The 24,550-nt window shown below is 61.4% G+C and carries 21 protein-coding genes and 1 pseudogene; 15 read left to right on the top strand and 7 right to left on the bottom strand.

Annotated features, from left to right (window positions below; translation table 11 throughout):
• Positions 1–28: 28 nt before the first annotated feature.
• The 6 genes and pseudogenes from ACD590_RS18220 to ACD590_RS18195 all read right to left on the bottom strand — a co-directional run bounded on the left by ACD590_RS18220 (position 29) and on the right by ACD590_RS18195 (position 5,307).
• Entirely contained in the window at positions 29–853 is an 825-nt protein-coding gene (locus ACD590_RS18220) for a TIGR00282 family metallophosphoesterase (protein WP_182565076.1), read from the bottom strand.
• Positions 854–856: 3 nt separating this feature from the next.
• Positions 857–1,444 carry a 5-formyltetrahydrofolate cyclo-ligase gene (locus ACD590_RS18215; protein ID WP_018243443.1) on the bottom strand — a complete coding sequence of 196 codons (588 nt, stop codon included), beginning with the start codon at positions 1,442–1,444 and terminating at the stop codon, positions 857–859.
• Between the two features lie 118 nt (positions 1,445–1,562).
• Positions 1,563–2,266 (bottom strand): annotated as a pseudogene (locus tag ACD590_RS18210) (hypothetical protein).
• A gap of 59 nt (positions 2,267–2,325) precedes the next feature.
• A complete protein-coding gene (locus tag ACD590_RS18205) occupies positions 2,326–3,243 on the bottom strand; it encodes an NAD-dependent epimerase/dehydratase family protein (RefSeq protein WP_439003132.1) in 918 nt (305 codons plus the stop codon).
• Complete coding sequence (locus ACD590_RS18200; RefSeq protein WP_439003131.1) at positions 3,240–4,076, bottom strand: glycosyltransferase; 837 nt, start codon at positions 4,074–4,076, stop codon at positions 3,240–3,242. Before ACD590_RS18200 ends, ACD590_RS18205 begins: the two co-directional genes overlap by 4 nt.
• A 10-nt stretch (positions 4,077–4,086) precedes the next feature.
• The gene (locus ACD590_RS18195) at positions 4,087–5,307 is read right to left on the bottom strand and encodes an NAD-dependent epimerase/dehydratase family protein (RefSeq protein ID WP_028733486.1); all 1,221 of its coding nucleotides are present in this window, start codon (positions 5,305–5,307) and stop codon (positions 4,087–4,089) included.
• 119 nt (positions 5,308–5,426) lie between these two features.
• Between ACD590_RS18195 and ybgC the strand changes: the two genes are divergently transcribed.
• The 14 genes from ybgC (at position 5,427) to serA (ending at position 21,530) form a co-directional block, all read left to right on the top strand.
• The gene (ybgC, locus tag ACD590_RS18190) at positions 5,427–5,882 is read left to right on the top strand and encodes a tol-pal system-associated acyl-CoA thioesterase (protein ID WP_018243438.1); all 456 of its coding nucleotides are present in this window, start codon (positions 5,427–5,429) and stop codon (positions 5,880–5,882) included.
• Positions 5,883–6,257: 375 nt separating this feature from the next.
• Positions 6,258–6,977, top strand: a complete 720-nt coding sequence (gene tolQ / locus ACD590_RS18185) for a protein TolQ (protein ID WP_003542733.1) — start codon at positions 6,258–6,260, stop codon at positions 6,975–6,977.
• An 18-nt stretch (positions 6,978–6,995) separates the two neighbouring features.
• Positions 6,996–7,448, top strand: coding sequence for a protein TolR (tolR, locus tag ACD590_RS18180; protein WP_017968102.1), 453 nt, complete (start codon positions 6,996–6,998; stop codon positions 7,446–7,448).
• 8 nt (positions 7,449–7,456) lie between these two features.
• Positions 7,457–8,593, top strand: coding sequence for a hypothetical protein (locus tag ACD590_RS18175; protein WP_247265022.1), 1,137 nt, complete (start codon positions 7,457–7,459; stop codon positions 8,591–8,593).
• 21 nt (positions 8,594–8,614) lie between these two features.
• Positions 8,615–9,925, top strand: a complete 1,311-nt coding sequence (gene tolB, locus ACD590_RS18170; RefSeq protein WP_026188517.1) for a Tol-Pal system beta propeller repeat protein TolB — start codon at positions 8,615–8,617, stop codon at positions 9,923–9,925.
• 153 nt (positions 9,926–10,078) lie between these two features.
• The gene (gene pal / locus ACD590_RS18165) at positions 10,079–10,612 is read left to right on the top strand and encodes a peptidoglycan-associated lipoprotein Pal (RefSeq protein ID WP_018243435.1); all 534 of its coding nucleotides are present in this window, start codon (positions 10,079–10,081) and stop codon (positions 10,610–10,612) included.
• A 162-nt stretch (positions 10,613–10,774) separates the two neighbouring features.
• Entirely contained in the window at positions 10,775–11,764 is a 990-nt protein-coding gene (gene ybgF, locus ACD590_RS18160; protein WP_130717742.1) for a tol-pal system protein YbgF, read from the top strand.
• A gap of 11 nt (positions 11,765–11,775) precedes the next feature.
• Entirely contained in the window at positions 11,776–13,179 is a 1,404-nt protein-coding gene (gene tilS / locus ACD590_RS18155; RefSeq protein ID WP_439003130.1) for a tRNA lysidine(34) synthetase TilS, read from the top strand.
• A gap of 96 nt (positions 13,180–13,275) precedes the next feature.
• Entirely contained in the window at positions 13,276–15,207 is a 1,932-nt protein-coding gene (ftsH, locus tag ACD590_RS18150; RefSeq protein WP_017989342.1) for an ATP-dependent zinc metalloprotease FtsH, read from the top strand.
• A gap of 241 nt (positions 15,208–15,448) precedes the next feature.
• Positions 15,449–16,801, top strand: coding sequence for a phosphoglucosamine mutase (gene glmM / locus ACD590_RS18145; RefSeq protein ID WP_018068990.1), 1,353 nt, complete (start codon positions 15,449–15,451; stop codon positions 16,799–16,801).
• A gap of 307 nt (positions 16,802–17,108) precedes the next feature.
• Positions 17,109–17,348 carry a hypothetical protein gene (locus ACD590_RS18140; RefSeq protein WP_018243432.1) on the top strand — a complete coding sequence of 80 codons (240 nt, stop codon included), beginning with the start codon at positions 17,109–17,111 and terminating at the stop codon, positions 17,346–17,348.
• Between the two features lie 297 nt (positions 17,349–17,645).
• Positions 17,646–18,482, top strand: a complete 837-nt coding sequence (locus tag ACD590_RS18135; protein WP_032980655.1) for an outer membrane protein — start codon at positions 17,646–17,648, stop codon at positions 18,480–18,482.
• 190 nt (positions 18,483–18,672) lie between these two features.
• Positions 18,673–19,851: a phosphoserine transaminase gene (locus ACD590_RS18130; protein WP_047622671.1), complete on the top strand. Its 1,179-nt coding sequence runs from the start codon at positions 18,673–18,675 to the stop codon at positions 19,849–19,851.
• 83 nt (positions 19,852–19,934) lie between these two features.
• Positions 19,935–21,530 carry a phosphoglycerate dehydrogenase gene (gene serA, locus ACD590_RS18125; protein ID WP_003542699.1) on the top strand — a complete coding sequence of 532 codons (1,596 nt, stop codon included), beginning with the start codon at positions 19,935–19,937 and terminating at the stop codon, positions 21,528–21,530.
• Positions 21,531–21,687: 157 nt separating this feature from the next.
• On the opposite strand, the gene ACD590_RS18120 is transcribed toward serA, so the two are convergent.
• Complete coding sequence (locus ACD590_RS18120) at positions 21,688–21,951, bottom strand: hypothetical protein (RefSeq protein ID WP_130717738.1); 264 nt, start codon at positions 21,949–21,951, stop codon at positions 21,688–21,690.
• Between the two features lie 163 nt (positions 21,952–22,114).
• Here ACD590_RS18120 and ACD590_RS18115 point away from each other — a divergent pair, with 163 nt between their 5' ends.
• Positions 22,115–24,268 carry a putative bifunctional diguanylate cyclase/phosphodiesterase gene (locus tag ACD590_RS18115; protein ID WP_439003129.1) on the top strand — a complete coding sequence of 718 codons (2,154 nt, stop codon included), beginning with the start codon at positions 22,115–22,117 and terminating at the stop codon, positions 24,266–24,268.
• Positions 24,269–24,550 lie beyond the last annotated feature (282 nt).

Raw genomic sequence — 24,550 nt, 5'->3', positions numbered from 1 at the left:
TGCGTGTTGGACGGCCGCCTGTCGCCTGTTACCGCCAGAACTCCGGCACCGTTTCGGCCAGCCGCGGTCCGAGCCGGAGCGGCGCGATCTTTTCTGCAAGTCCTGTCGTATCCGAGATCTCCACGCCGACGCCGCAGATCGTCGCCGGTCCGTTCGCGGCTTCCATGCGGCCCTTCGGCATCTTGGAGATGAAGCGGTTGAGCGGCTCCTCCTTGTCCATGCCGAGAGAGGAGTCGTAGTCGCCGCACATGCCGGCATCCGACATATAGGCGGTGCCGCCGTTCAGGATCTGTGCGTCGGCCGTCGGTACATGCGTGTGGGTGCCGACGACGAAGCTAGCGCGGCCGTCGACGAAATGGCCGAAACACTGCTTCTCGCTGGTCGCCTCGGCATGGAAATCGAAGATGATCGCATCGGCCTGCTCCTTCAGCGGGCAGGCGTCGAGGATGACCTCCGCCGATTTGAAGGGGTCGTCGAGTTCGGGATGCATGAAGACCCGGCCCATGACGTTGGCGACGAGCACGCGCGCGCCGTTTCTGGCATAGAAAAGGCCGGAGCCACGGCCGGGCGTGCCTTGGGGATAGTTGGCGGGACGCAGGAACTGATCGTGCCGGCCGGCAAAAGCGACGGCTTCCTTCTGGTCCCAGACGTGGTTGCCTGTCGTCACCACATCGGCGCCGGCATTGATCGTTTCCAGAAAGATGTCCTCTGTGATGCCGAAGCCGCCGGCGGCATTCTCGCCGTTGACGATGACGAAATCGAGCCTGAGGTCGGAAACCAGGCCGGGAAGACGGTCCCAGACCGCCGTGCGTCCCGTCTTGCCGACCATGTCACCCAGAAAAAGAAGCCGCATTCCCTATCCAATCCAAGAGGCAAAAAAGCGAAGGCCGCTTTCTGTCAGGATGGCATCCAGGCTTATGTCGTGCGGCTCAGCGGGCACATGTGCCACTTCCTGGCAGTCGAATGCAATGCCGATCAGCTTCGGATGCAGGCCTTTTTGCCTCAGCCGGCTGATGGCGCGGTCGTAGTGGCCGGCGCCGTAGCCGATGCGGTGGCCGCTGATATCGAAGGCCGAAAGCGGCACCAGCATAATCTCGGGATCAAGAATGGCGGCATCTGCGCCGGGGCCGACCGTGCCGAAACCGGTGTCGACGAGGGGCGCACCTTCCGCCAGCTCGCGAAAGACGATGGTCTGCCGGTCAAGGATCGCCGGCACGCAGAGCCGCGCACCGCGCACGGCAAAGCGCGCCATCAGCGGCCGGAGATCGGCTTCCGAACGGATCGGTAGGAAGCCGGAGACGATCGTACCCAGCGCAAAACCGACGGCCTCGCCGGCATGTTCGGCCATTGCGAGGCTTTTGGAGGCGCGTTTCTCGGCGGGGATGGCGTCGCGTGCGGACAGCCGTTCGTTGCGCAGCTGCGCTTTCAATTCTTTCGCGGTCATTCGATCTGCCGGTTCTGAGAGATTTACCCGAGCATAGACGGCTGGATGTCCGATGCAAATGCCGGATGCGACGGTATCACGCGCGTTTCACGCCTCGTCCGACGGCGGCTGCGGATCGTCAGACGACGATGCTTGTCGGTATTGTCGTGGCGCCGATGGAGAAGCCTGCCATATCAGGAACGGCATTCGCTCCGGCCTGCAGGTCTTGCTGCCGCAACTCGCGCATCGCCTTTTCGAGCACTTGCTTGAGTTCGCGCACCACCGCCTTGAACTCTTCCATCGTTTCGCGATCATCGGCCGAAATGCCCGAAAATTTCGGGGCATCCTCAGCGACGCTCGCATAGGCGTTGCGGGCGTTGGTGGCGGCGTCCGGTTCCTGCGAGCTGGTCTCGCCGGCCGCAGTTTCTCCAGCGGTATCCGTCAGCGCAGCATCGGCCCCGCTGGTTGCGACGGCCGCAGCACCCGTGGCTGCATCCATCGAAACCGCTGTTGCCGGGCTGCCGGTCGCGACAGCCGATGCGAATTCGGAGGCGGCGGTGCCGACCTTGCGCGCCAGTTCGGCGGCCAACCAGGCGACTACCTCAGGAGCCATGTTGGAGCTGCGCAGCATCTCCAACTGCTGCTTTGCCTCTTCGAGCTTGCGTTGCGCCTTCGCCTTGGCCTCGTCTCCCGAGTTCGCCAAGGTCTGGCGCATCTGCTGCAGCGCCTGGGTGGCGCGCTGCAGCTTCAGCCTCGATCGGTCTCGCTTCCGGCGGCTGAAATGGCTGCCGTCGAAGACGTGCCGCGCAAGATGATGGAGGCAGACGTGGTCGCGACCTGCATGGACAATCCCCCGATTTTTAATTCGGGCCCCCGATTGCAATTCCGGGCATTCTGCAACGTCAGACTTGCGTGGACCTGTGTCTTGCGGATTTCGGCAGCGCAGCGGCCAACTGCTGCATCGTCTCCTCGAATAGAGGCGCTCCGCCCGGTGCCCAGCCGAGCGTGCGGATTTTCGCAGTGCTCATGGGATTGAGCGCAGCGTCATCGGCAGGGGCCGGCAGCGCGTGCCGACAGCCCGTCTCGCGGCGGATGGGCGAAAGGATATCGCGCGTGTCGACTGACATGTCTGAGACGTTGAAGACCTCGCCGGAGATGCGGGTGCTTTCCGTCTCCAGCATCAGCCTTACCGCCCGACCGAGGTCGCGGCCGTGAACTTCCGTTCCCCGACGGGCAACAACCGGCCGGCCGGCGAGGTAATCGGCGATGAGGCCGTCCCATTTGTTCGGTGAGAGATCGCCATAGACGCCGGTTGCCCTTAAGCTTACGCCGGCAAAACCCGGCGTGGAGAGGTGGTCAAGCGCGCGTTCGGCATCGAGCTTGACCTGGCCGTAAAGTGTTTCTGGCTTGGCCAGCATCGTCTCCGTCAGTTCGGTTCCCTCGGGATGTTCGCCATAGGCGGCGCGGCTGGACAGGAAGACGCAGCGGCGCGTGCCGGCGCGTTTGGCGGCTTCGAAAAGCCGGACGGTGCCATCGAGGTTCAACCTGTGGAAGGTCTTCGGATCGTCACCCTCGCCGCCACGATATTTGCCCGGAACATGGCTGAAGGCGGCGTGGACGAAGAAGTAAGCGTCGTCGAAGACGTCGATCTGATCCTTGTCGGGATCGAGCGAAAGCGCCGCGAACTCGACCGGGCGAGAGAAGAGGCGAGGCAGCGGCGCGCGGCGCCCGCCGACGATCACCTGATATCCGGCGGCCAGCAGTTCCTCGACGACATACCGGCCGACGAGACCCGTTCCACCCGATACCAGTACCTTCATGCTGCCCCTTCCGGATTGTCCAGCGCCGAGATCTCAGGCACATCGCCGCCATCGTGGAAACGGTGCCACAGATCGATCAAAGGTTGTAGTCGCGCTGCCTTGGGATGATCCTTTTCCCACGGTTTTTCATACTGGTAGTGCAGGATCGAAATGCTCTTCCAGTCCCAAAGCTCCGGCATGGTGAACCATACATATTGCAGCATGTTGAAATAAACCGGCAGGCCGTGCCAATCCGGGAAGAACGTCTCGAGAAAGGTCTGATCGGTGCGCCGCCAGAAGGCGTCCCGCCTGTCGAGCTTTTCGAGGATGTGCCGGAATGTGTCATGCGAGGGCGTCGCGACCAAGACACCGGAATTCATGCGGCGGAAGTCGGCGAGGCTTTCGTAGACATTGGGGGCGGCTGACAATTCCGGATAGAGGAAGAGCCTGTCGACGTTCTTCAACACGAGGGCGTCGGCGTCGATGAAGACGCAGCGCTGGTATTCGACGAGTTGCCAGAGCCTGAGCTTGCAGAAATTGTCGAGCGGCGAATGGAAATCCGGTTTGCGACCCTTGGTGAAAGGAGCTGTCGAATGGAGCTGGCCACGCGCATGGCGTTCGTTGAAGGCGGCAGACAGCGGCAGGTGCTCGACCGCGATCAGCCGGCAGTCGAGTGCTTTCAGGGGCAAAAGGGCGGCCGCATCGACGCCGCTGGTGTGGAGAACGACGATGTCAGCCCCGGTGCCGGTTCGGCGCAAGGAGCGGGCAAGCGCGGTTGCGCCCATGGCGTAGTCGGCATTGGTGACGAGTGTGACATAAGCGAAACGGGCGGGGATGCCGCTGGCGCTCGTCATATTGCGGCGCTCACGAGACGGATTTCAGCCGCTTGCCTTCCGGATCGTGATTGATCGTCGCGGCGATGTCCTTGGTCCAGGCGGAGACGGCCGGAACGCGGGCGCGGTCGACGCGATAGGCGAATTTCTTGGCGACGTCGACGATTTCGCCGAGCAGGCCCGCTTCCAGCGTGATCGGGTCGAGGCCGAGATCGCGGAATTTTTCGTTCCGGACGATCAGCTCGTTTTCTGCGGCTTCCTTGCGCGGGTTGGGCAGCCAGGCAATGTTGGCGCCGCTCATCCTGGCGATCATCTCGGCGAGGTCGCGCACCCGGTGGGTTTCCGTCATCTGGTTGAAGATCTCGACGCGGGCGCCGCGAGCCGGCGGATTTTTCAGCGCCAGTTCGATGCAGCGCACCGAATCCTGGATATGGATGAAGGCACGGGTCTGGCCGCCGGTGCCGTGCACCGTCAGCGGATAGCCGATCGCCGCCTGGATGAGGAAGCGGTTCAGCACCGTGCCGTAATCGCCGTCGTAGTCGAAACGGTTGATCAGCTGCGCATGGCGGCGCGTCTGCTCGGTATGCGTGCCCCAGACGATGCCCTGGTGCAGATCGGTGACCCTCAGGCCGTCATTCTTCGCATAGAACTGGAAGAGAAGCTGATCCAGGCACTTGGTCATGTGATAGATCGAGCCGGGATTGGAGGGATAGAGGATCTCCTGGTTGACCGTCTCCCCGCCTGCGGTTTCGATGCCGACCGGCAGGTAACCTTCGGGAATCGCCGCGCCGACCGTCGAATAGCCGTAGACGCCCATGGTGCCGAGATGGATGAGATGGGCATCGAGATTGAGTTCCGTCAGCGCGTTCAGCAGGTTGTGCGTGGCGCTGACATTGTTGTTGACGGTGTAGTTCTTGTGGCGGTCGCTCTTCATCGAATAGGGCGCGGCCCGCTGTTCGGCGAAATGGATGACGGCATCCGGGCGGTGTTCGGAAAGCCAGTTTTTCAGGAGTTCGTAATCCTTGGCGAGATCGATCAGATTGAAGTGGATGCGGCGTCCGGTTTCGGCATGCCAGATGCGGGTGCGCTCCTGGATCGAATCCATCGGGGTCAGCGACTGAACGCCAAGTTCCGTGTCGATCCAGCGGCGGGAGAGATTGTCGAGGATATGGATGTCGTGACCGGCATCGGAGAGATGCAGCGAGGTTGGCCAACCGATGAACCCGTCTCCGCCCATAACCGCAATCTTCATCACATCGTCTCCTGATTGGTCGCTCATTATCGGGAATAGTTAGGAATTGTGACAATCATTCAATGCTTGCCTGTCGGGAAGCGTTGCGCCAAACAGGGCACCTCAGTTTGGAGAAAATTATGACGGAACGCCCTTTTTCCATTTCGGGAGAGCTGACGGAGGCCGGACACCGCCTCGTTCAGCGGGTCTATTATGAAGATACGGACTTTTCCGGCCTGGTCTATCACGCCCGCTACCTGCATTTCCTGGAGCGCGGCCGTACCGATTATCTGCGCTGCCTCGGCGTCGAGCAGCGCGAACTCGTCAGCGCCGATGAGGAGGGCCTCGTTTTCGTTGTCCACCGCATGGAGATCGACTTCAAGAGCCCGGCGCGCATGGACGATGTGCTGACGATCCTGACACACACGGAGAAAGCCGGCGGCGCCAAGATGGTGCTCAATCAGCAGATCCGCTCGGGCGAGACGCTGCTGATCGCCGCCAAGGTGATCATCGCCGTCATCAACGCCCGGGGGCGGCCAAGGCGGTTGCCGGAAACACTGGCAGCGAAATTCCTGGAAGGCAGCATGCCGCTATAGGCCGAATTGCCGAAAAATCGGACCTTGTCAAAACTTGAACTTTATGTGAAGGAATTCCCGCGCCGCAGGATGAGCGCTCTTTCGGCAGCCGGACCTTGCTCCGGTCAAGTAATCCATGGAACGAAATCTTCCAAATACAGGCTTACTGTCACAGTCCGGCACTAACGATCTATTAACCATAATGGTGTCTTACTGGGAAAGTCGGAGTTTGTGCGGTGCACGCCTTCCTTTGACCAAATTTGACGGCAAGAAGGCGGAAGATGAGCTTGGAAGTTTGACCAGGGCTTTGGGCGGCGGCCGCCGGACACTTCTTGCGAGATCAGTTTGTGCCGCCCGGTCCAGCACCGGGCGTTTGGATTCGGGGATTTTGGATCAATGGAACAAGTAGGATTGGCAGCAGCAACGACGGACGTCAGCCTCTGGTCGCTTTTCATGCAGGCCGGCATCGTCGTCAAGCTCGTCATGCTCGGGCTTATCGCGGCCTCGGTGTGGACATGGGCTATCGTCATCGACAAATACCTGGCTTATGGCCGCGCACGGCGCCAGTTCGACAAGTTCGAGCAGGTGTTCTGGTCGGGCCAGTCGCTGGAAGAACTCTACCGCTCGCTGTCGGAACGCAACAATACCGGGCTGGCAGCGATCTTCGTGGCTGCCATGCGCGAGTGGAAGAAATCCTTCGAACGCGGCGCCCGCTCGCCGATCGGCCTGCAGATGCGTATCGACCGCGCGATGGACGTGACGCTCGCCCGTGAGACCGAATTTCTCGGCGCTCGCCTCGGATCGCTCGCGACCATCGGCTCGGCCGGTCCATTCATCGGTCTGTTTGGCACGGTCGTCGGCATCATGACCTCGTTCCAGGCGATCGCCGGTTCGAAGTCGACCAACCTTGCGGTCGTCGCGCCCGGTATCGCCGAAGCGCTGCTTGCCACTGCGATCGGCCTCGTCGCCGCTATCCCGGCAGTTATCGCCTACAACAAGTTCTCTGCCGATGCCGGCAAGCTCTCGGGCCGAATGGAAGGTTTCGCGGATGAATTCTCCGCCATACTTTCGCGCCAGATCGACGAGAAACTGCAGCCGCGCGCTGCCGCTCAATAACCAACGGAGTATTCTCACATGGGTATGGCTGTTGGAGGCAATGGCGGAGGCGGCGGACGCCGCCGTCGCGGCGGTCGGAACAGGGCCGTGATTTCCGAAATCAACGTGACGCCGCTCGTCGACGTCATGCTGGTGCTTTTGATCATCTTCATGGTCGCGGCACCGATGATGACCGTCGGCGTGCCGATCGACCTGCCGGAAACGCAGGCCAAGGCGCTGAATTCCGAGACGCAGCCGATCACCATCTCCGTCAAGAACGACGGCGAGGTGTTCCTGCAGGAAACACCGATCCCGGCGGCGGAGATCGCCGCCAAGCTCGAGGCGATCGCCACCACCGGTTATAACGAACGTATCTTCGTGCGCGGCGACGCAACAGCGCCCTACGGCGTCATCGCCGACGTCATGGCCCGTATTCAGGGTGCAGGCTTCAAGAATATCGGCCTGGTGACGCAGCAGAAGAAGGACCAATAGCGCGCAAAATGAAGGCCAGTGTCATCACATCTGCTGTTTTGCACGGCCTGGTGCTCACCTGGGCGATGGTGTCGCTTGGCGCTCCGGAATCCTTCAAGGTAGAGGATTTCGAGGCGATGCCGGTCGATCTCGTGCCGGTGGAGTCCATTACCCAGATGCAGCAAGGCGACAAGAAGGCTCCGAAGAAGGAGACTTCCGCGCCCGTGCCGACGACACGGCCGCCGATTGCACAGCCGGCCGAGAATGCCGGCGACAACAATGTCGACCTGAAGACGCCGCCGGTCCCGAACGCCAAGCCCAGCAATACTGAAGCGGCTGCCGCCAATTCGAGCGACAAGCCGATGCCGAAGATCGATCCTAAGCCGAATGACGTCAAGGAGATCGTCAAGGAGGAAACGGAAGTCGAGCAGCCGAAGGAGGTTGCTTCAATTCCGCCGCCGAAGCCTGTCGAAGTGACGCCGCCGAAGCCCGAGGAAAAACCGCCGGAAGAACAGGCCAAGCCGGAGGAGCCGCCGAAGCCCGATGCCGAGGCGCTGCCGGACAATGTACCGACGCCTGTCGCCAAGCCGCAGGTGAAGCCGCCGGAACCACAGAAGCCCGCCGAGAAGCCGCCGGAAAAGACTGCGGATCAGCCGAAGGCTGCCGAAAAGCCGACCGAAAAGAAGAAGGCTGATCAGAAGCAGGAGACGGCGAAATCGGCTTCGGCGATGAAGAGCGATTTCAATGCCGATGAGGTTGCGGCGTTGCTGAACAAGACCGATCCTTCAGCAGGCGGTGCCAAGCGCTCGACGCAGGAGGCATCGCTCGGTGCGAAGAAGAGCAATGGCGGCTCCAAGCTTTCGATGAGCGAGATGGATGCGCTGAAGAGTGCCATCGCCGGCAATTGGTCTGTCATTCCCGGCATGGAAGGCGTGGGCGATGTTCGCATCAAGGTGCATATGAATCTCGATCAGGACGGCAACATCGTCGGCGAACCGGAAGTCGAGGCGGTCGGTGGCGATAACGAATCCACGCGTCGGGCACTCGCCGGCGGCGCTTATCGCGCCATCATGAAATCGGCTCCTTTCTCGTCGCTTCCAAAAGACAAATACGATGCCTGGAGCGAAGTCGTCGTCAACTTCGATCCCAGCGATCTAGGAATCTAAATGCTGAAAGGCTTTTCCTCCATGAACAAGTGTTCCTTCTTCCGCGCCATCATGGTCGCTGCAGGCCTGATGACCGCTGCCGCGTTCGCGACGCCGGCGAACGCTCTCGTCGAGATCAATATCAATAAGGGCAACGTTCAGCCGTTGCCGATTGCGGTGACGGACTTCCTGCAGGGTGACATGGGGGCGCAGGTCTCGCAGGTCATCGCCGCCGACCTGCAGCGTTCCGGCCTGTTTGCTCCGATCAGCAAGACCGCCTTCATCGAGAAGATTGCGAATCCTGACGCTGCGCCACGTTTCGAGGACTGGAAGGTCATCAACGCTCAGGCGCTGGTCACCGGACGGGTTACCCAGGAAGCGGACGGCCGCCTTCGCGCCGAGTTCCGCCTCTGGGATACCTTTGCCGGACAGCAAATGACTGGTCAGCAGTTTTATACGCAGCCTGAGAACTGGCGGCGTGTCGCTCACATCATTGCCGATGCGATCTACAAGCAGATCACCGGCGAAGAAGGCTATTTCGACACTCGTGTCGTCTTTGTCTCCGAATCCGGCACCAAGCAGCAGCGCAAGCGCCAGCTTGCGATCATGGACCAGGACGGCTTCAACATCCGCATGCTGACCGATGGCAGCGATCTCGTTCTGACACCGCGCTTCTCGCCGAGCCGGCAGGAAGTCACCTACATGTCCTTTGCCAACCAGCAGCCGCGCGTCTACCTGCTGCAGCTTGAAACGGGGCAGCGCGAGGTCGTCGGCAACTTCCCCGGCATGACCTTCTCGCCGCGCTTTTCGCCGGACGGGCAGAAGGTGATCATGAGCCTGCAGCAGGAAGGCAATTCCAACATCTATACGATGGACCTGCGCTCGCGCACGACGACGCGGTTGACCTCGACGGCTGCGATCGACACCTCGCCCTCCTATTCGCCGGATGGTGCGCGCGTCAGCTTCGAAAGCGACCGCGGCGGAAAGCCGCAGATCTATGTGATGAATGCCGATGGCTCGGGCCAGACCCGTATTTCCTTCGGCGACGGCTCCTATTCGACGCCGGTCTGGTCGCCGCGCGGCGATCTCATCGCCTTCACCAAACAGGCCGGCGGCAAGTTCTCGATCGGCGTGATGAAGCCGGACGGGTCCGGCGAGCGCATCCTGACGACCGGCTTCCACAATGAGGGCCCAACCTGGGCGCCAAACGGCCGCGTCCTGATGTTCTTCCGCCAGGCGGCAGGGTCGGGCGGTCCGCAGCTCTATTCGATCGACCTCAGCGGTTACAACGAGCAGCTTGTGAAGACGCCGACCTACGGTTCCGACCCGGCCTGGTCACCGCTTCTGGAGTAGGCGATGCACTGCCGCCTTCATGTCGCCCCAAAGTCATGGAAACCGGGCGGCTACGGGACAAATCAGTAAATCGTTAACCATAATCTTTGAGGGGCGGTTAACCGAGTGCGGTTACTGTCCGGAAACCCTGATGAAATCGCAAGGAGACCGGCCATGAGCCGAATTCATACCCCGGCAATGAGCCGCATGCAGAATTTCGCCCGCAACCCCGTCATGATCGCGCTTATCGCCGGTCTCGCGCTCGCAAGCTGCGCCAAGAAGCCGCCGAACAGCGCCGGCGACCTCGGCCTCGGCACCGGTGCTGGTGGGGCTGCAACGCCGGGCTCTGCCCAGGACTTCACGGTCAATGTCGGCGACCGCATCTTCTTCGATACAGACTCCTCGTCGATCCGCGCCGATGCTTCGCAGACGCTCGACCGTCAGGCCCAGTGGCTCGCCCGCTACCCGAACTACCAGATCACCGTCGAAGGCCATGCCGACGAACGCGGCACGCGCGAATACAACCTCGCGCTCGGCGCCCGCCGTGCGGCTGCCGCCAAGGACTATCTCGCTTCGCGCGGCGTCCCGGCGCAGCGCCTGAAGACGATTTCCTACGGCAAGGAACGTCCGGTCGCCGTTTGCGACGATATTTCCTGCTGGTCGCAGAACCGCCGCGCGGTTACCGTGCTTGGCGGCGCCGGCATGTAATTGCCGAGCAACAATTCGCTTTTCGACGGGCGGTCCCATCAGGGGCCGCCTTTTCTTTTTGACCACACTTTGGCCAGACTCCGTTGCTTTTTGAAAGCAATTGGAAAAATCTCCTGTTCGTGCCATCGAGGTGCGAAGAATCACTGGGACAGGACGATACATATGAAGAAACTTGTCGTGGCAGGCATGCTGTGCCTCGCGGCTGTGACCGGAAGCGAACGAGCGGCCTATTCCGCCTCGTTCTTCGGGCTACATCTCGGCGGCCGATCCGCGGAAAACCAGGCGGCGCCGCCTGTTGTCAAGGTGCAGAGCGGCGACGCGGAGGTCCGCGTGCAGCAGCTCGAAGAGCAGCTGCGGCAGTTGAACGGCCGGATCGAAGAGATGAGCTTTCAGCTTCTGCAGATGCAGGAGACGATCCGCAAACAGCAGGAAGACAATGAATTCCGCTTCCAGCAGCTCGAAAAGACGGGCGGCGCCGGAGGTGCCACCAAGGCTCCTGTCAAGAAGAGCGAGACCGATGCCGCTCCGGCCGCCTCCGGCGGCGACGACATCGCCAAGGTGATTCAAGCACCGCAGGGAGCCGAAACGGCTCCCTCCACCAGCGTGCCTGAGAATAGCGGTCTCGGCCAGCCGCCGAAGGAACTCGGCTCGATCGATTTCGATCAGAGCGGTAATCCGATCGGCGGAAGCGTCGACGAAAATGCCACAATCGGTTCCGGGCCGATTCCCGAGGCCAACACCAAAACGCCGCAGCAGACCGCCTCGCTCGGCAGCGAAGCCGACCAGTACAAGGCCGCCTATGGCCACGTGCTGTCCGGCGATTACAGCACGGCCGAACAGGAATTCACGCAGTATATCACCCGCTACCCGAGCAGCGCGCGGTCGGCGGACGCCAATTTCTGGCTCGGCGAAGCGCTTTATTCGCAGGGTAAGTACAATGAGGCGGCCAAGACCTTCCTCAATGCGCACCAGAAATACGGTACATCGGAAAAGGCGCCGGAAATGCTGCTGAAGCTCGGCATGTCGCTTGCCGCCCTCGACAATACCGAGACGGCCTGTGCGACACTGCGCGAAGTGTCGAAGCGTTATCCGAAGGCGTCGCGTGCCGTCATAAGCAAGGTTGCGAGCGAACAGAAGCGCCTCGCCTGCTAAGGTCTTCCGGAATGTCTCCGGAAGCAACATCGCCTCAACTGGCGATCCTCCAGTTTCTCACGTCGCTTCAAAGCCCTGCGCGCATTCTCGTCGCGATATCAGGCGGCAGCGATTCCATCGGCCTGCTTCTTCTTCTCGATCAAGCCGTAAAGGCCGTGCCCCATCTCAAGATTTCGCTTTGCGCTGCAACCGTCGATCATGCGTTGCGCGCCGGCTCCGCAGACGAGGCGCATGAAGTCGCAGCCCTCTGCGCATCGCTCGGCATTCCCCACACCATCATGATCTGGCAGGGCGACAAGCCGAAAACCGGCATCATGGCTGCGGCCCGAGAGGCACGTTATGGCTTGCTTGCGACCGCCGCCACAGACCTCAAAGCCGATCTCATCGTCACGGGGCATACACTCGACGACCAGCGCGAAACACTACAGATGCGGGGGATGCGAACAGAGCAGGTTTCGACCGGTATTGCAGATGCAGTGCTCTTTGACCGGCGTTTCTGGATTTTACGTCCGCTTCTTTTTTCCACCCGGGCGGATATCCGCGCTTTCCTGAAAGAGCGGGGCGTGCCGTGGATCGACGATCCCAGCAACGAGGACACGAAGTACGAGCGTGTGCGGATGCGCCGGCAGCTTTCGGCCGATGCAGGCATGACGAAGGATATCAGCGCGGCCTGGGAGGAGCGGCTGGCACTGTCGTCCAGAGGAGCCGAATGGCTGGATCGTCATTTCCGGCTTCACGGCGGCCTGCTCGGGCAGGTGATGCCTGACGGGTTGCGGCTGGATGGCGCAGTCCTCGACTATGCACTCGCCCGTCTGGCAGCCGTTTTCGGTGGGCAGCCGTTTGCGCCGGGGAGGGGGCATATGGAGCGTATCCTTGCATTTGCCACCGGCAGCAAGCCGGGACGGATCACCGCTGGCAGGGTCGTGTTCGACCTGCGGCGTGACGGGCTTTATCTGGCGCGCGAGAGCCGGGGGATATCGCCTCTGGCATTGCGGCCGGGCGAGGCCGGGGTTTGGGATGGCAGGTTTTATGCGCGCAATGGCTCGGTCGCATCAATTGAAATCCAAGCCGCTGCTGCACACGCGCAAGACATTTCACGCTTTATTGAGCCAATCACCGCGCAGACGCGCGGTGCCTGGATTCCGGTGACGAGCACAGGAATGAGGGAGTATATGCAGCGCCTTCCCAAGAGCGCATGGAAGCGCGCTATCGCTTCGGCGCCGGTGTTATCCGCCGAAGAGAGCCTTTTATCTGAGGAATCCGCCCGCATGGTCGAACTAACACCCTATTTCGCACCCTTCGACCGCTTTTTGACACGATTTGACTTCATCTTTGCCAATAGGCTTTCGGCGGTTTTCGCGACGGCGCCCTATGCGAGGCTGCCTTTAAGAAGTATTGACGGAAAAACCATCTGACTTGGGGGATCGCCTTGGCAACGGCACGGCGCAACCCTATGTTAGAAACGAATAAGACGGTCGCCATGAGGCGGCTGTTCCATGCTGGGGAGTTCAATGAACCCTAACTTACGTAATTTCGCCTTGTGGGCGATCATAGCGCTTCTGCTGATCGCCCTTTTCAGTATGTTTCAGACGGCGCCGGCGCAGACGGGCTCCCGCGAAATCCCTTATTCGCAGTTTCTGCGTGAGGTCGATGCGGGCCGCGTGAAGGATGTCGTGGTGACGGGCAACCGTCTCTCCGGAAGCTATGTTGAAAATGGCACCACCTTCCAGACCTATTCACCTGTGATCGACGACAGTCTGCTCGATCGCCTGCAGTCGAAGAATGTCCTGGTTTCCGCCCGTCCTGAAACGGACGGCTCTTCGGGTTTCCTCAGCTATCTCGGCACGCTTTTGCCGATGCTTCTGATTCTCGGCGTCTGGCTGTTCTTCATGCGGCAGATGCAAGGCGGCTCACGCGGCGCGATGGGCTTCGGCAAGTCCAAGGCCAAGCTTTTGACCGAAGCGCATGGCCGCGTGACTTTCGAAGACGTCGCCGGTGTCGACGAGGCTAAGCAGGATCTCGAAGAAATCGTCGAATTCCTGCGTGATCCGCAGAAGTTCCAGCGTCTCGGCGGCAAGATCCCGCGCGGCGTGCTGCTCGTCGGCCCTCCGGGCACCGGCAAGACGCTGCTCGCCCGCTCGGTCGCCGGCGAAGCCAATGTGCCCTTCTTCACCATTTCGGGCTCCGACTTCGTCGAAATGTTCGTCGGCGTCGGCGCAAGCCGCGTGCGCGATATGTTCGAGCAGGCCAAGAAGAATGCGCCCTGCATCATCTTCATCGACGAAATCGATGCCGTCGGCCGCCATCGCGGCGCCGGTCTCGGCGGCGGCAATGACGAACGCGAGCAGACGCTGAACCAGCTGCTGGTCGAAATGGACGGCTTCGAGGCGAATGAAGGCGTGATCCTGATCGCCGCCACCAACCGTCCCGACGTGCTCGATCCGGCGCTGCTGCGTCCCGGCCGATTCGACCGTCAGGTCGTCGTGCCGAACCCCGACATCGTCGGCCGCGAGCGTATCCTCAAGGTGCATGCGCGCAACGTTCCGCTGGCGCCGAATGTCGATCTCAAGATTCTCGCCCGCGGCACGCCCGGTTTCTCCGGCGCCGACCTGATGAACCTTGTCAACGAAGCCGCCCTGATGGCCGCCCGCCGCAACAAGCGTGTCGTCACCATGCAGGAATTCGAGGACGCCAAGGACAAGATTATGATGGGCGCGGAGCGCCGTTCCTCGGCGATGACCGAGGCGGAAAAGAAGCTCACCGCTTACCATGAGGCCGGGCACGCCATCACCGCGCTCAATGTCGCCGTCGCCGATCCGCTGCACAAGGCGACGATCATTCCGCGCGGCCGTGCACTTGGCATGGTCATGCAGCTTCCCGAGGGCGATCGCTACTCGATGAGCTACAAGTGGATGGTCTCGCGTCTTTGCATCATGATGGGCGGCCGCGTTGCCGAGGAGCTCACCTTCGGCAAAGAGAACATCACGTCGGGTGCCTCTTCCGACATCGAACAGGCGACCAAGCTTGCCCGCGCGATGGTCACGCAGTGGGGCTTCTCCGATCAGCTCGGTCAGGTCGCCTATGGCGAGAACCAGCAGGAAGTCTTCCTCGGCCACTCGGTTTCGCAGTCGAAGAATGTTTCGGAAGCAACCGCGCAGAAGATCGACAATGAAGTGCGCCGCCTGATCGACGAGGCCTATACCCAGGCCCGCACGATCCTGACGGAAAAGCACGACGAATTCGTCGCTCTTGCCGAAGGTCTGCTCGAATACGAGACGCTGACCGGCGAAGAGATCAAGGCGCTGATCCGCGGTGAAAAGCCTTCTCGCGATCTCGGTGATGATTCGCCGCCGAGCCGCGGCTCGGCCGTTCCGAAGGCCGGCGCACGGCCAGCCACCAAGGGTGACGAGCCCGAAGGCGGCCTCGAACCGCAGCCGCATTGAACAGCGGCACCAATCCGAACAAGGCCGGATTTCCGAAGTGGGGGATCCGGCCTTTTCTATTGGTAACGGGATATAATCATTTTTCTTGCTAATTTACGTGCTGATCGCCGCATTTTGTGGCATTCCGCTGAATTGAGGCAAGCATGAATCACGCTCGTGGATTGACGACGTTCCACTGAAGCCGGATTCGCTTGGAACGGTGCGCTGCCTTGAATGGCGCGCGGAAAGCGCAGGAGTGCAGATGAAAAGACGCTATTTCGGTACGGACGGCATTCGTGGCCAATCCAACGTCTTCCCGATGACGCCGGATCTCGCCATGCGGGTCGGCATTGCCGCCGGCACGATCTTCCGCCGTGGCAACCATCGCCATCGCGTCGTCATTGGCAAGGATACGCGCCTTTCCGGCTATATGCTTGAGAACGCCATGGTCGCGGGCTTCACGGCTGCCGGCCTCGACGCCTTCATCCTCGGCCCGATCCCGACACCAGCTGTTGCCATGCTGACGCGCTCGCTGCGCGCCGATCTCGGCGTGATGATCTCGGCGTCGCACAATCCTTACGAGGATAACGGCATCAAGCTCTTCGGCCCTGACGGTTACAAGCTGTCCGACGACATCGAGGCCGAGATCGAGGATCTTCTCGAAAAGGATCTGAATGCGCAGCTTGCCAAATCCGATGATATCGGCCGCGCCAAGCGCGTCGACGGGGTGCATGACCGCTATATCGAACATGCCAAGCGCACGCTGCCGCGCGACGTGACGCTGCAGGGTCTGAGGATCGCGATCGATTGCGCCAATGGTGCTGCCTACAAGGTGGCACCCGCCGTGCTCTGGGAGCTCGGCGCCGAGGTCGTCACAATCGGCAACGAGCCGAACGGCACCAACATCAATCTCAATTGCGGCTCCACCAGCCCCGTCGCGCTGCAGAAGAAGGTCGACGAGGTGCGCGCCGATATCGGCATAGCGCTCGATGGCGATGCCGACCGCGTCATCATCGTCGATGAAAACGGCTCGATCGTCGACGGCGACCAGCTGATGGCCGTTATCGCCGAGAGCTGGGCCGAGAGCCAGCAACTGCGCGGCAACGGTATCGTCGCCACCGTCATGTCCAATCTCGGCCTCGAGCGCTTCCTCGACGAGCGCGGCATGGCGCTTGCCCGCACGCGGGTCGGTGACCGCTACGTGGTCGAGCATATGCGCCAGCACAATTACAATGTCGGCGGCGAGCAGTCCGGCCATATCGTGCTTTCGGATTACGGCACGACCGGCGACGGTCTCGTCGCGGCGCTGCAGATCCTGGCCGCGGTCAAGCGCACCGGCCGGACCGTCAGCGAGGTCTGCCGTCGCTTCGAGCCGGTGCCGCAGCTCCTGCGCAATGTCCGCATCAGTGGCGGCAAGCCGCTGGAGGATATCCAGGTGCAGAAGGCAATCGCCGATGCCGAAGCCGAACTGGCCAGGAACGGCCGCCTCGTCATCCGCCCTTCGGGCACCGAGCCGCTGATCCGCGTCATGGCCGAGGGCGACGATCGCGCCCAGATCGAGCGCATCGTCAACGAGCTGATCGGCACGATCTCGAACGTCCGGACCGCCGCCTGATTTTTTAGGGACGAAATTTCAAAAGCCGGTACGCAGGTGCCGGCTTTTTCGCTGTTGGCGCCTTCGGTTCGAAGATCCACTCCGGATGGACTTCCCGCCGAAACCGTTTCAGCCCTTCCGAAGACAACATGTCAATGAATTGCCAGCTTGGCTTCCGGTAGGGAGCAAGCGTCGGCAACTGCACCATGTCGGGCGCGGTGAGCACTGAGGCGGCGTCCGCGGAAATCTGCCGATATCTTTGGCGACAGCGCTGTCAACCGCCACACGCGGATGCTACACGGCGGCGTTTGCATTCAAAGGAAATATCATGAAAAAATTGGTGCGCCTGCTGCTGACGATCGCTCTCGCATTCGTCGTCTTTACTGGTTTCCGGTGGTATCGCTACATCAGCAACACCGACAGCCCTTACGATGAAATCGGCATCACGCTCAACAATGCCATGCCAGGCCCGATCAATGCCTGGGGCTGTGCCCAGCTGAAAACGACCTTTGGCACCTCCTTGCCACCGTACGGCTGCGCCGCCGAAAACGCGACGCAATGGAAGTAACAGCAGGATTCGCCGAGTGGAGCAGCCGATCCATCTGACGGCGAAGGTAACCGACTTAACCATTTGACAGCAGCGGACTTCATGGCGTTGCAGCTGGCGGTCTTCTGCAAGTGCGGCGGCTGCCAGCCTTCGGCCGACCTTCACCATGTCGAGGAACTTGCTGCCAATCTTTCTCTTAACGTTTCTTCCTATTTATAGTTAAGCAGCTTTTAACGTTTCCCATTCATTATCCATACGAAGCGTACCAGATTGGCAGCGACTGAGCCTGCCGACGCAACGGATTTTGGAGTGGGATCCATGAAAAGAAGCTTGTCCGGCATCTTCGCCGCATTGTTGATCGCGACAAACGCCTATTCCGCGGACCTCGCCCCTGCCGAGCCTATCCCGGAGCAGCCGCCTGAGGTGACGGTCACCGAAGCGACCGGCTGGTACCTGCGCGGCGATGTCGGCTATGCCTTCACCGATCTGCGCGGCGCCCGCTATTTCCAGGGCAGCAACGCAACGGAAGTCGATTTCGACGACGCCGATCTGGATGATGCATGGACCATCGGCGGCGGTGTCGGTTACCAGATCAACAGCTATCTGCGCACCGATCTGACCTTCGACTATCTCACCCAGGCGGATTTCAAGGGCTCGACAGTCGGGCAGTGCGGCTTCCCTCTGGTGGACTGCACCTCGAGCGACCGCTCCTCGCTGACAGCCTACACGCTGCTCGCCAACGCCTATGTCGATCTCGGCACCTACGGCTACGTCACGCCTTATGTCGGCGCCGGTATCGGTGGTTCCTATGTGAAATGGAAGAACCTGCGCAACGTCGCCTGCGCCGATGACGGCAGCTTCTGCGACGACCAGGTCACCCACGGCGGCAAGGGCAACTGGCGCTTCACCTACGCCCTCATGGCCGGCGCCTCGATCGACGTGACCTGCAACATCAAGGCCGATGTCGGCTACCGTTACCTGCATATCGATGGCGGCAACATGTTCGGCTATGCCGAAAATGGCGGCCCGGGCCGCGACAAGGGTCTCAGCGCCCACGAAGCTCGCGTCGGCGCCCGCTATCTCTTCGGCGGCTGCGCCCAGGCGAGCTATGAACCACCGCCGGAAATCCCGCTGCAGCAGCCTGTCTACAAGTAAATTTGATCGCCTGACACCAGAAGCCGCCCCCAACCGGGCGGCTTTTTGCATTGTGGCCGCCCTACCGCCCTGCGTCAAAATATGTTCCGCCCGCGACACTTCGATCTTGACTATGACGTGTCGGATCCATACACACGGCGGCGGGACACCCTTCCCCAACGAAGGGCTTTCTATCTGAGAGGATAGCATCATGGCGAAGACCGCAAAGCCGGACATCCGTCCGCACAATACCCATTTCTCTTCTGGCCCTTGCTCGAAGCGCCCCGGTTGGTCGCTCGAAGCCCTTTCCGACGCGGCCCTTGGCCGTTCGCACCGCGCGAAGGTCGGCAAGGCCAAGCTCAAGCAGGCCATCGACCTTACCCGTGAAATTCTTGAAGTGCCGGCGGATTACCGCATCGGCATCGTTCCGGCGTCCGACACCGGGGCCGTCGAAATGGCGCTCTGGTCGCTGCTCGGCGAACGCGGCGTCGACATGCTCGCCTGGGAAAGCTTCGGCGCCGGCTGGGTCACCGATGTCGTCAAGCAGCTGAAGCTCAAGGATGTGCGCAAGCTCGAAGCCGGTTACGGCGAGCTTCCCGATCTCTCCGCCGTCGATTTCGACCGCGACGTCGTCTTCACCTGGAACGGCACAACCTCGGGCGTGCGCGTTCCGAATGCCGATTTCATCCCGGCCGACCGCAAGGGCCTGACGATCTGCGACGCCACTTCGGCGGCTTTCGCACAGGAACTCGATTTCGCCAAGCTCGATGTCGTCACCTTCTCCTGGCAGAAGGTTCTGGGCGGCGAGGGTGCGCACGGCGTCATCATTCTTTCGCCGCGCGCCGTCGAGCGTCTGGTCACCTACACGCCGGCCTGGCCGCTGCCGAAAATCTTCCGCATGACCTCGGGCGGCAAGCTGACCGAAGGCATCTTCCAGGGCGAGACGATCAACACGCCGTCGATGCTCTGCGTCGAGGACTATATCGATGCGCTTGTCTGGGCCAAGCAACTCGGCGGCCTCAAGGGGCTGATCGCGCGTGCCGATGCCAATGCCAAGGTCATCCACGATTTCGTTGCGGCAAACGACTGGATCGCCAATCTCGCCGTCAAGGCGGAAACGGCCTCCAACACCTCGGTTTGCCTGAAGATCGTCGACAAGGACATCGCAGCCCTCGATGACGACGGCCAGGCGAATTTCGCCAAGGGTCTGGTCGGCCTCCTGGAAAAGGAAGGTGTCGCCTATGACGTCGGCCATTACCGCGACGCGCCGTCCGGCCTGCGCATCTGGGCCGGCGCCACGATCGAGGCATCCGACATGCAGAAGCTGATGCCCTGGCTTTCCTGGGCCTTCGAGACGCAGAAGGCGCAGCTTAATCAGGCTGCCGCCTGAGGTGATCGCATCCGGCTCCGCCATACGGCGGAGCCCAGCATTCCTGATTCATTCATCGCTGAACACTTTTGAAGGAGGCCCTCATGGCACCTCGCGTTCTCGTATCCGACGAATTGTCGGAAACCGCCGTCCAGATCTTCCGCGACCGCGGCGTCGAAGTCGATTTCGAACCGCAGCTCGGCAAGGACAAAGACCGTCTGCTCGAAGTCATCGGCAAGTATGATGGCCTGGCCATCCGCTCTGCCACCAAGGTGACGGAAAAGATCATCGAGGGGGCGACGAACCTCAAGGTCGTCGGCCGTGCCGGCATCGGCGTCGACAATGTCGATATCCCGGCCGCCTCGCGCCGCGGGATCATCGTCATGAACACGCCCTTCGGCAACTCGATCACGACAGCCGAACACGCGATCGCGCTGATGTTCGCCGTCGCCCGCCAGCTTCCGGCAGCCGATACCTCGACGCAGGCCGGCAAGTGGGAGAAGTCGAAGTTCATGGGCGTCGAGATCACCGGCAAGACGCTCGGCGTCATCGGCGCCGGCAATATCGGCTCGATCGTCTGTGCCCGCGCTATCGGCCTGAAGATGCACGTCGTCGCTTACGATCCGTTCCTGTCCAAGGAGCGCGCCGAGGAGATGGGCGTCACCAAAGTCGAACTTGAAGAGCTTTTCGCCCGGGCCGATTTCATCACGCTGCATGTGCCGATGACCGACAAGACGCGCGGCATCCTCAACAAGGAAGCGCTGGCAAAGACCAAGCCCGGCGTGCGCATCATCAACTGCGCCCGCGGTGGCCTGGTCGATGAGGCAGCGCTTGCCGAAGCAATCAAGTCGGGCCATGTCGCGGGTGCCGCCTTCGACGTGTTCGAGGTCGAGCCCGCCAAGGAAAGCCCGCTCTTCGGCCTGCCGAACGTCGTCTGCACGCCGCATCTCGGCGCCTCGACGACCGAGGCGCAGGAGAACGTCGCTTTGCAGGTGGCCGAACAGATGGCGGATTACCTCGTCAATGGTGCGGTCTCCAACGCTATCAACATGCCGTCGATCACGGCCGAGGAAGCGCCGATCCTGAAGCCCTTCATCCGCCTTGCCGATGTTCTCGGCGCCTTCGTCGGCCAGGTCACCGAAGAGCCGATCAAGGAAATCGAAATCCTCTATGACGGCATCACTGCCAACATGAACACGCGGGCGCTGACGAGTGCTGTGCTCGCCGGCCTCATCCGTCCGCAGGTCGCCGACGTCAACATGGTTTCGGCGCCGATCATGATCAAGGAAAAGGGCATCGTGCTTTCCGAGGTCAAGCGCGACAAAACCGGCGTCTTCGACGGCTACATCAAGTTGACGGTCACGACCGAAAGCATGACGCGCTCGGTCGCCGGCACGGTGTTTTCGGACGGCAAGCCGCGCTTCATCCAGATCAAGGGTATCAACCTCGATGCCGATGTCGGCTCGCACATGATTTACATCACCAATACCGACGTTCCCGGCATGATCGGCTTCATCGGCACGACGCTTGGTGCTGCCGGCGTCAACATCGCCAACTTCCAGCTCGGCCGGGACAAGCAGGGCGGCGACGCCATCGCGCTGCTCTATGTCGACGGCAAGGTTGATGACGCCGTGCTTGCTGAGTTGACCGCCCACCAGGCGGTTCGCCAGGCAAAGCCGCTGACCTTCAATATCGACTGAGTTTTTCCTCCCGAGGAAATGAAAAACCCGGCGCTGGAAACGGCGCCGGGTTTTTTCGTGTCAGGAACCGATGAATCTTAAAGCGCGTCGCGCTTTAAATCTTTTTTTGATGCATGTCGTGGTCCCAAAACCGATGCACACTTTTGGGCGGCATGCATTAGTGGTGCCGGCGTTTGCGGCGGAGGATTTTGCCGAAACGGGCGACATCGTCTTCAGCCTTCGTGCGGTGAAGGAAGGCGAGCCTGCTGTCGTCGAGGCCCTGAAAGAATTCGTCCCAGGAAATCTCTTCCGGTTCCGAGGAAAAATCGACGCGGACGGTTTCGCTGTCCGGTGCGTTCTTGATTCGGGCGGGATGGCCTCCGCGCGCCTCGATCCAATGTCTGATTCTGCTGTAATCCGTCGTCGTGCCGAACCTGCCCATGAAACCCTCCTCAGCAATTCGAATGCGACATCGATCACCCGCAACGCACGATCGACGGAATTGTTCCAGGACGCCAAAATTATTTTATCGAGAGCCGAGATCGTGACAGCAGGCCGCCGCTTTGCACATTCTGAAGGCGGAAGCCTAAAGTTTAACCCTAAGTATGATTCTGATTTTATTTAACTTTTCTCGGTATATCCCTGGCATCGGCATCAACCGCACGCGAATTTCCATGGCCCCCTTGCAGAAGACCGAGCAGACCGAAGCATTAAACGACGACTTCCGGTCATTGTTTGCAACGCATCCGTCGCCGATGTGGGTCTATGATCCGGCATCGCTGCGCTTTCTTATCGTCAACGAGGCGGCGGCAGCACTTTACGGCTACGGCGCGGACGAATACCGGCGCATGACGGTTCTGGATATCCGCCCTGAGCATGAGCGGGAACGGATGGTCGACGCCGTCAGCGGCCGTACCGACATGGAAAAGGCGGAGCGTTGGGTTCACCTCAAGGCAAGTGGTGAGACCTTCGAAGTGCTGACCTATGGCCGAGAAGTGCGTTTCGAGGGCCGAGCGGCAATCCTGGCGATCGTGCAGGACCGCACCGAGGTCAATGCCGCCAGACGCCAGATCAGCGATACGCGCTCGCTTCTCGACAGCATCGTCGACAACCTGCCGGTCGGCGTCTTCGTCAAGGACATGGAAGCGGACGGGCTTTACGTTCTCTTTAACGAGGCCTGCGGCGACATTGTGGGCATGAGGGCGGAGCACGTGGTCGGCCGAACCGACCGGGCGCTGTTTCCCCCCAGTCAGACAGACGCCTTCCGCGAGCAGGATCGCCGGGCCTTCGAAGCCAATACGGCGATCAGCTTCGAGGAGAGCATGCTGCGCGCCGATGGTGTGCCGCGCCTCCTGCGCACCGTCAAGCGCGCCCTGCCGACGCCGGAGGGCCAAGCGCCGCGTTATCTGCTCGGCATCTCGCAGGACGTGACGGAGGAGCGCTCCGTCGAGGCAAAGCTTGCCCATCTCGCCATGCATGATCCGCTCACCAGCCTGCCGAACCGGGCGTCATTTTCCAAACATATCAACCGGCGGGCGGTCGAGGCGACCGCCGACAGCCCGATCGCATTGCTTTATATCGACGTCGATCACTTCAAGCATATCAACGACAGCAAGGGACATGCCGCCGGCGACGCGCTGCTTTGCCAAGTATCGGAGCGGCTGCTGCAGCTGGCGGAGGAGGGCGATCTCGTCGCCCGCCTCGGCGGCGACGAATTCGCCGTCGTACTGGAGCTCGACGAGCCGGAGCGGGCCGGGCGTTTTGCGCAACGGCTGCTCAAGGCGCTCAGCCGTGCCTTCGATCTCGACGGCGCCCGGGAGCATGTCACCTGCAGCATCGGCATCGCCTTGGCGCCGGATCATGCCGGCGACGCGGACGTGCTGATGCGGCATGCGGATCTGGCGCTCTATGCCGCCAAGGAGAGCGGGCGGTCGACCTATCGCTTCTACGAGGCGGAGATGCGGCTTGCCGCCGAGCGCCGGCACGTGATGACCGCCGAACTGTGGGAGGCGCTGGAGAAGCGCCAGTTCGAACTGCACTACCAGCCGATCGTGCAGCTCGATAATGACGGCATCGGCGGCTTCGAGGCGCTGATCCGCTGGCGCCATCCCAAGCGCGGGCTGGTGGCGCCGATGGAATTCATTCCGCTCGCCGAGGAGACCGGCCTCATCGTGCCGATCGGCGAGTGGGTGATCCGGGAAGCCTGCCGCGCGGCCGCCGGCTGGCCCGCGCATCTGAGGATCGCCGTTAATCTCTCCGTCAGCCAGTTTCGGCATGCGAGCCTGCTTTCGACCGTGGTCGCGGCGCTCGACGAGACGGGCCTCAATGCTGACCGGCTTGAAATCGAAATCACCGAGTCCGTATTCCTGACCGATGCCGACCAAAGCTTGCCGCGGCTGCGCGCATTGAAGGAGCTCGGTGTTCGCATCGCCATCGACGATTTCGGCACCGGTTATTCGTCGCTGAGCTATCTCAGGTCCTTCCCCTTCGACAAGATCAAGCTCGACCGTAGCTTCGTTTCGGGCATTGAGACGGATGCCGGCAATCTCGCCATCGTGCGCGCCGTCGTCGGCATCGGTTCCGGCTTCAACGCGACGACGCTGGCCGAAGGGATCGAGACGGAAGAGCAGTTGCAGAAGCTGCGCGCCGAAGGTTTCAGTGAGGTGCAGGGCTATCTGCTCGGCCGGCCGATGCCGCAGCACGAGGCAGAGGCGCTGATCCACGGCCGCGCTCTGAAGGCGGCTTCGTCACGCAGATAGAGTCGTTTAAGCGACAGCTGGGAGTGGCGTCCGAGGAAATGCGTGCCGCCGGATCCCATCAAGCATTCGTCATTTTGAGAAAGGTGGGCGAAGCCGCATAATTGTCGTGGGCTGGAAAGGAGGATGTTTATGAAACGCTTTTCATTCTCGATGATCGGACTGGCGCTCGTAACCGCCATCATCGCCAATCCGGGCATTGCATTCGCCTGCAACAAGCTGATCGGCACCTGAGCCGCACCCCCCGCTTCCAAGGCGCGGCTTTGGCTGCGCCTTCTCTTCACG

It is taken from the genome of Rhizobium sp. 862_C5_N1_2 (genome assembly GCF_051811205.1).
Classification (GTDB): domain Bacteria; phylum Pseudomonadota; class Alphaproteobacteria; order Rhizobiales; family Rhizobiaceae; genus Rhizobium; species Rhizobium leguminosarum.
This window is presented reverse-complemented; position numbering and strand designations above follow the sequence as displayed.

Excerpts from the sequence above, each read along its gene's own strand:
- ACD590_RS18220 (WP_182565076.1), bottom strand. The coding sequence starts at position 853 with ATGCGGCTTCTTTTTCTGGGTGACATGGTCGGCAAGACGGGACGCACG.
- ACD590_RS18215 (WP_018243443.1), bottom strand. The coding sequence starts at position 1,444 with ATGACCGCGAAAGAATTGAAAGCGCAGCTGCGCAACGAACGGCTGTCC.
- ACD590_RS18205 (WP_439003132.1), bottom strand. The coding sequence starts at position 3,243 with ATGAAGGTACTGGTATCGGGTGGAACGGGTCTCGTCGGCCGGTATGTC.
- ACD590_RS18200 (WP_439003131.1), bottom strand. The coding sequence starts at position 4,076 with ATGACGAGCGCCAGCGGCATCCCCGCCCGTTTCGCTTATGTCACACTC.
- ACD590_RS18195 (WP_028733486.1), bottom strand. The coding sequence starts at position 5,307 with ATGAAGATTGCGGTTATGGGCGGAGACGGGTTCATCGGTTGGCCAACC.
- ybgC (WP_018243438.1), top strand. The coding sequence starts at position 5,427 with ATGACGGAACGCCCTTTTTCCATTTCGGGAGAGCTGACGGAGGCCGGA.
- tolQ (WP_003542733.1), top strand. The coding sequence starts at position 6,258 with ATGGAACAAGTAGGATTGGCAGCAGCAACGACGGACGTCAGCCTCTGG.
- tolR (WP_017968102.1), top strand. The coding sequence starts at position 6,996 with ATGGGTATGGCTGTTGGAGGCAATGGCGGAGGCGGCGGACGCCGCCGT.
- ACD590_RS18175 (WP_247265022.1), top strand. The coding sequence starts at position 7,457 with ATGAAGGCCAGTGTCATCACATCTGCTGTTTTGCACGGCCTGGTGCTC.
- tolB (WP_026188517.1), top strand. The coding sequence starts at position 8,615 with ATGAACAAGTGTTCCTTCTTCCGCGCCATCATGGTCGCTGCAGGCCTG.
- pal (WP_018243435.1), top strand. The coding sequence starts at position 10,079 with ATGAGCCGAATTCATACCCCGGCAATGAGCCGCATGCAGAATTTCGCC.
- ybgF (WP_130717742.1), top strand. The coding sequence starts at position 10,775 with ATGAAGAAACTTGTCGTGGCAGGCATGCTGTGCCTCGCGGCTGTGACC.
- tilS (WP_439003130.1), top strand. The coding sequence starts at position 11,776 with ATGTCTCCGGAAGCAACATCGCCTCAACTGGCGATCCTCCAGTTTCTC.
- ftsH (WP_017989342.1), top strand. The coding sequence starts at position 13,276 with ATGAACCCTAACTTACGTAATTTCGCCTTGTGGGCGATCATAGCGCTT.
- glmM (WP_018068990.1), top strand. The coding sequence starts at position 15,449 with ATGAAAAGACGCTATTTCGGTACGGACGGCATTCGTGGCCAATCCAAC.
- ACD590_RS18140 (WP_018243432.1), top strand. The coding sequence starts at position 17,109 with ATGAAAAAATTGGTGCGCCTGCTGCTGACGATCGCTCTCGCATTCGTC.
- ACD590_RS18135 (WP_032980655.1), top strand. The coding sequence starts at position 17,646 with ATGAAAAGAAGCTTGTCCGGCATCTTCGCCGCATTGTTGATCGCGACA.
- ACD590_RS18130 (WP_047622671.1), top strand. The coding sequence starts at position 18,673 with ATGGCGAAGACCGCAAAGCCGGACATCCGTCCGCACAATACCCATTTC.
- serA (WP_003542699.1), top strand. The coding sequence starts at position 19,935 with ATGGCACCTCGCGTTCTCGTATCCGACGAATTGTCGGAAACCGCCGTC.
- ACD590_RS18120 (WP_130717738.1), bottom strand. The coding sequence starts at position 21,951 with ATGGGCAGGTTCGGCACGACGACGGATTACAGCAGAATCAGACATTGG.
- ACD590_RS18115 (WP_439003129.1), top strand. The coding sequence starts at position 22,115 with ATGATTCTGATTTTATTTAACTTTTCTCGGTATATCCCTGGCATCGGC.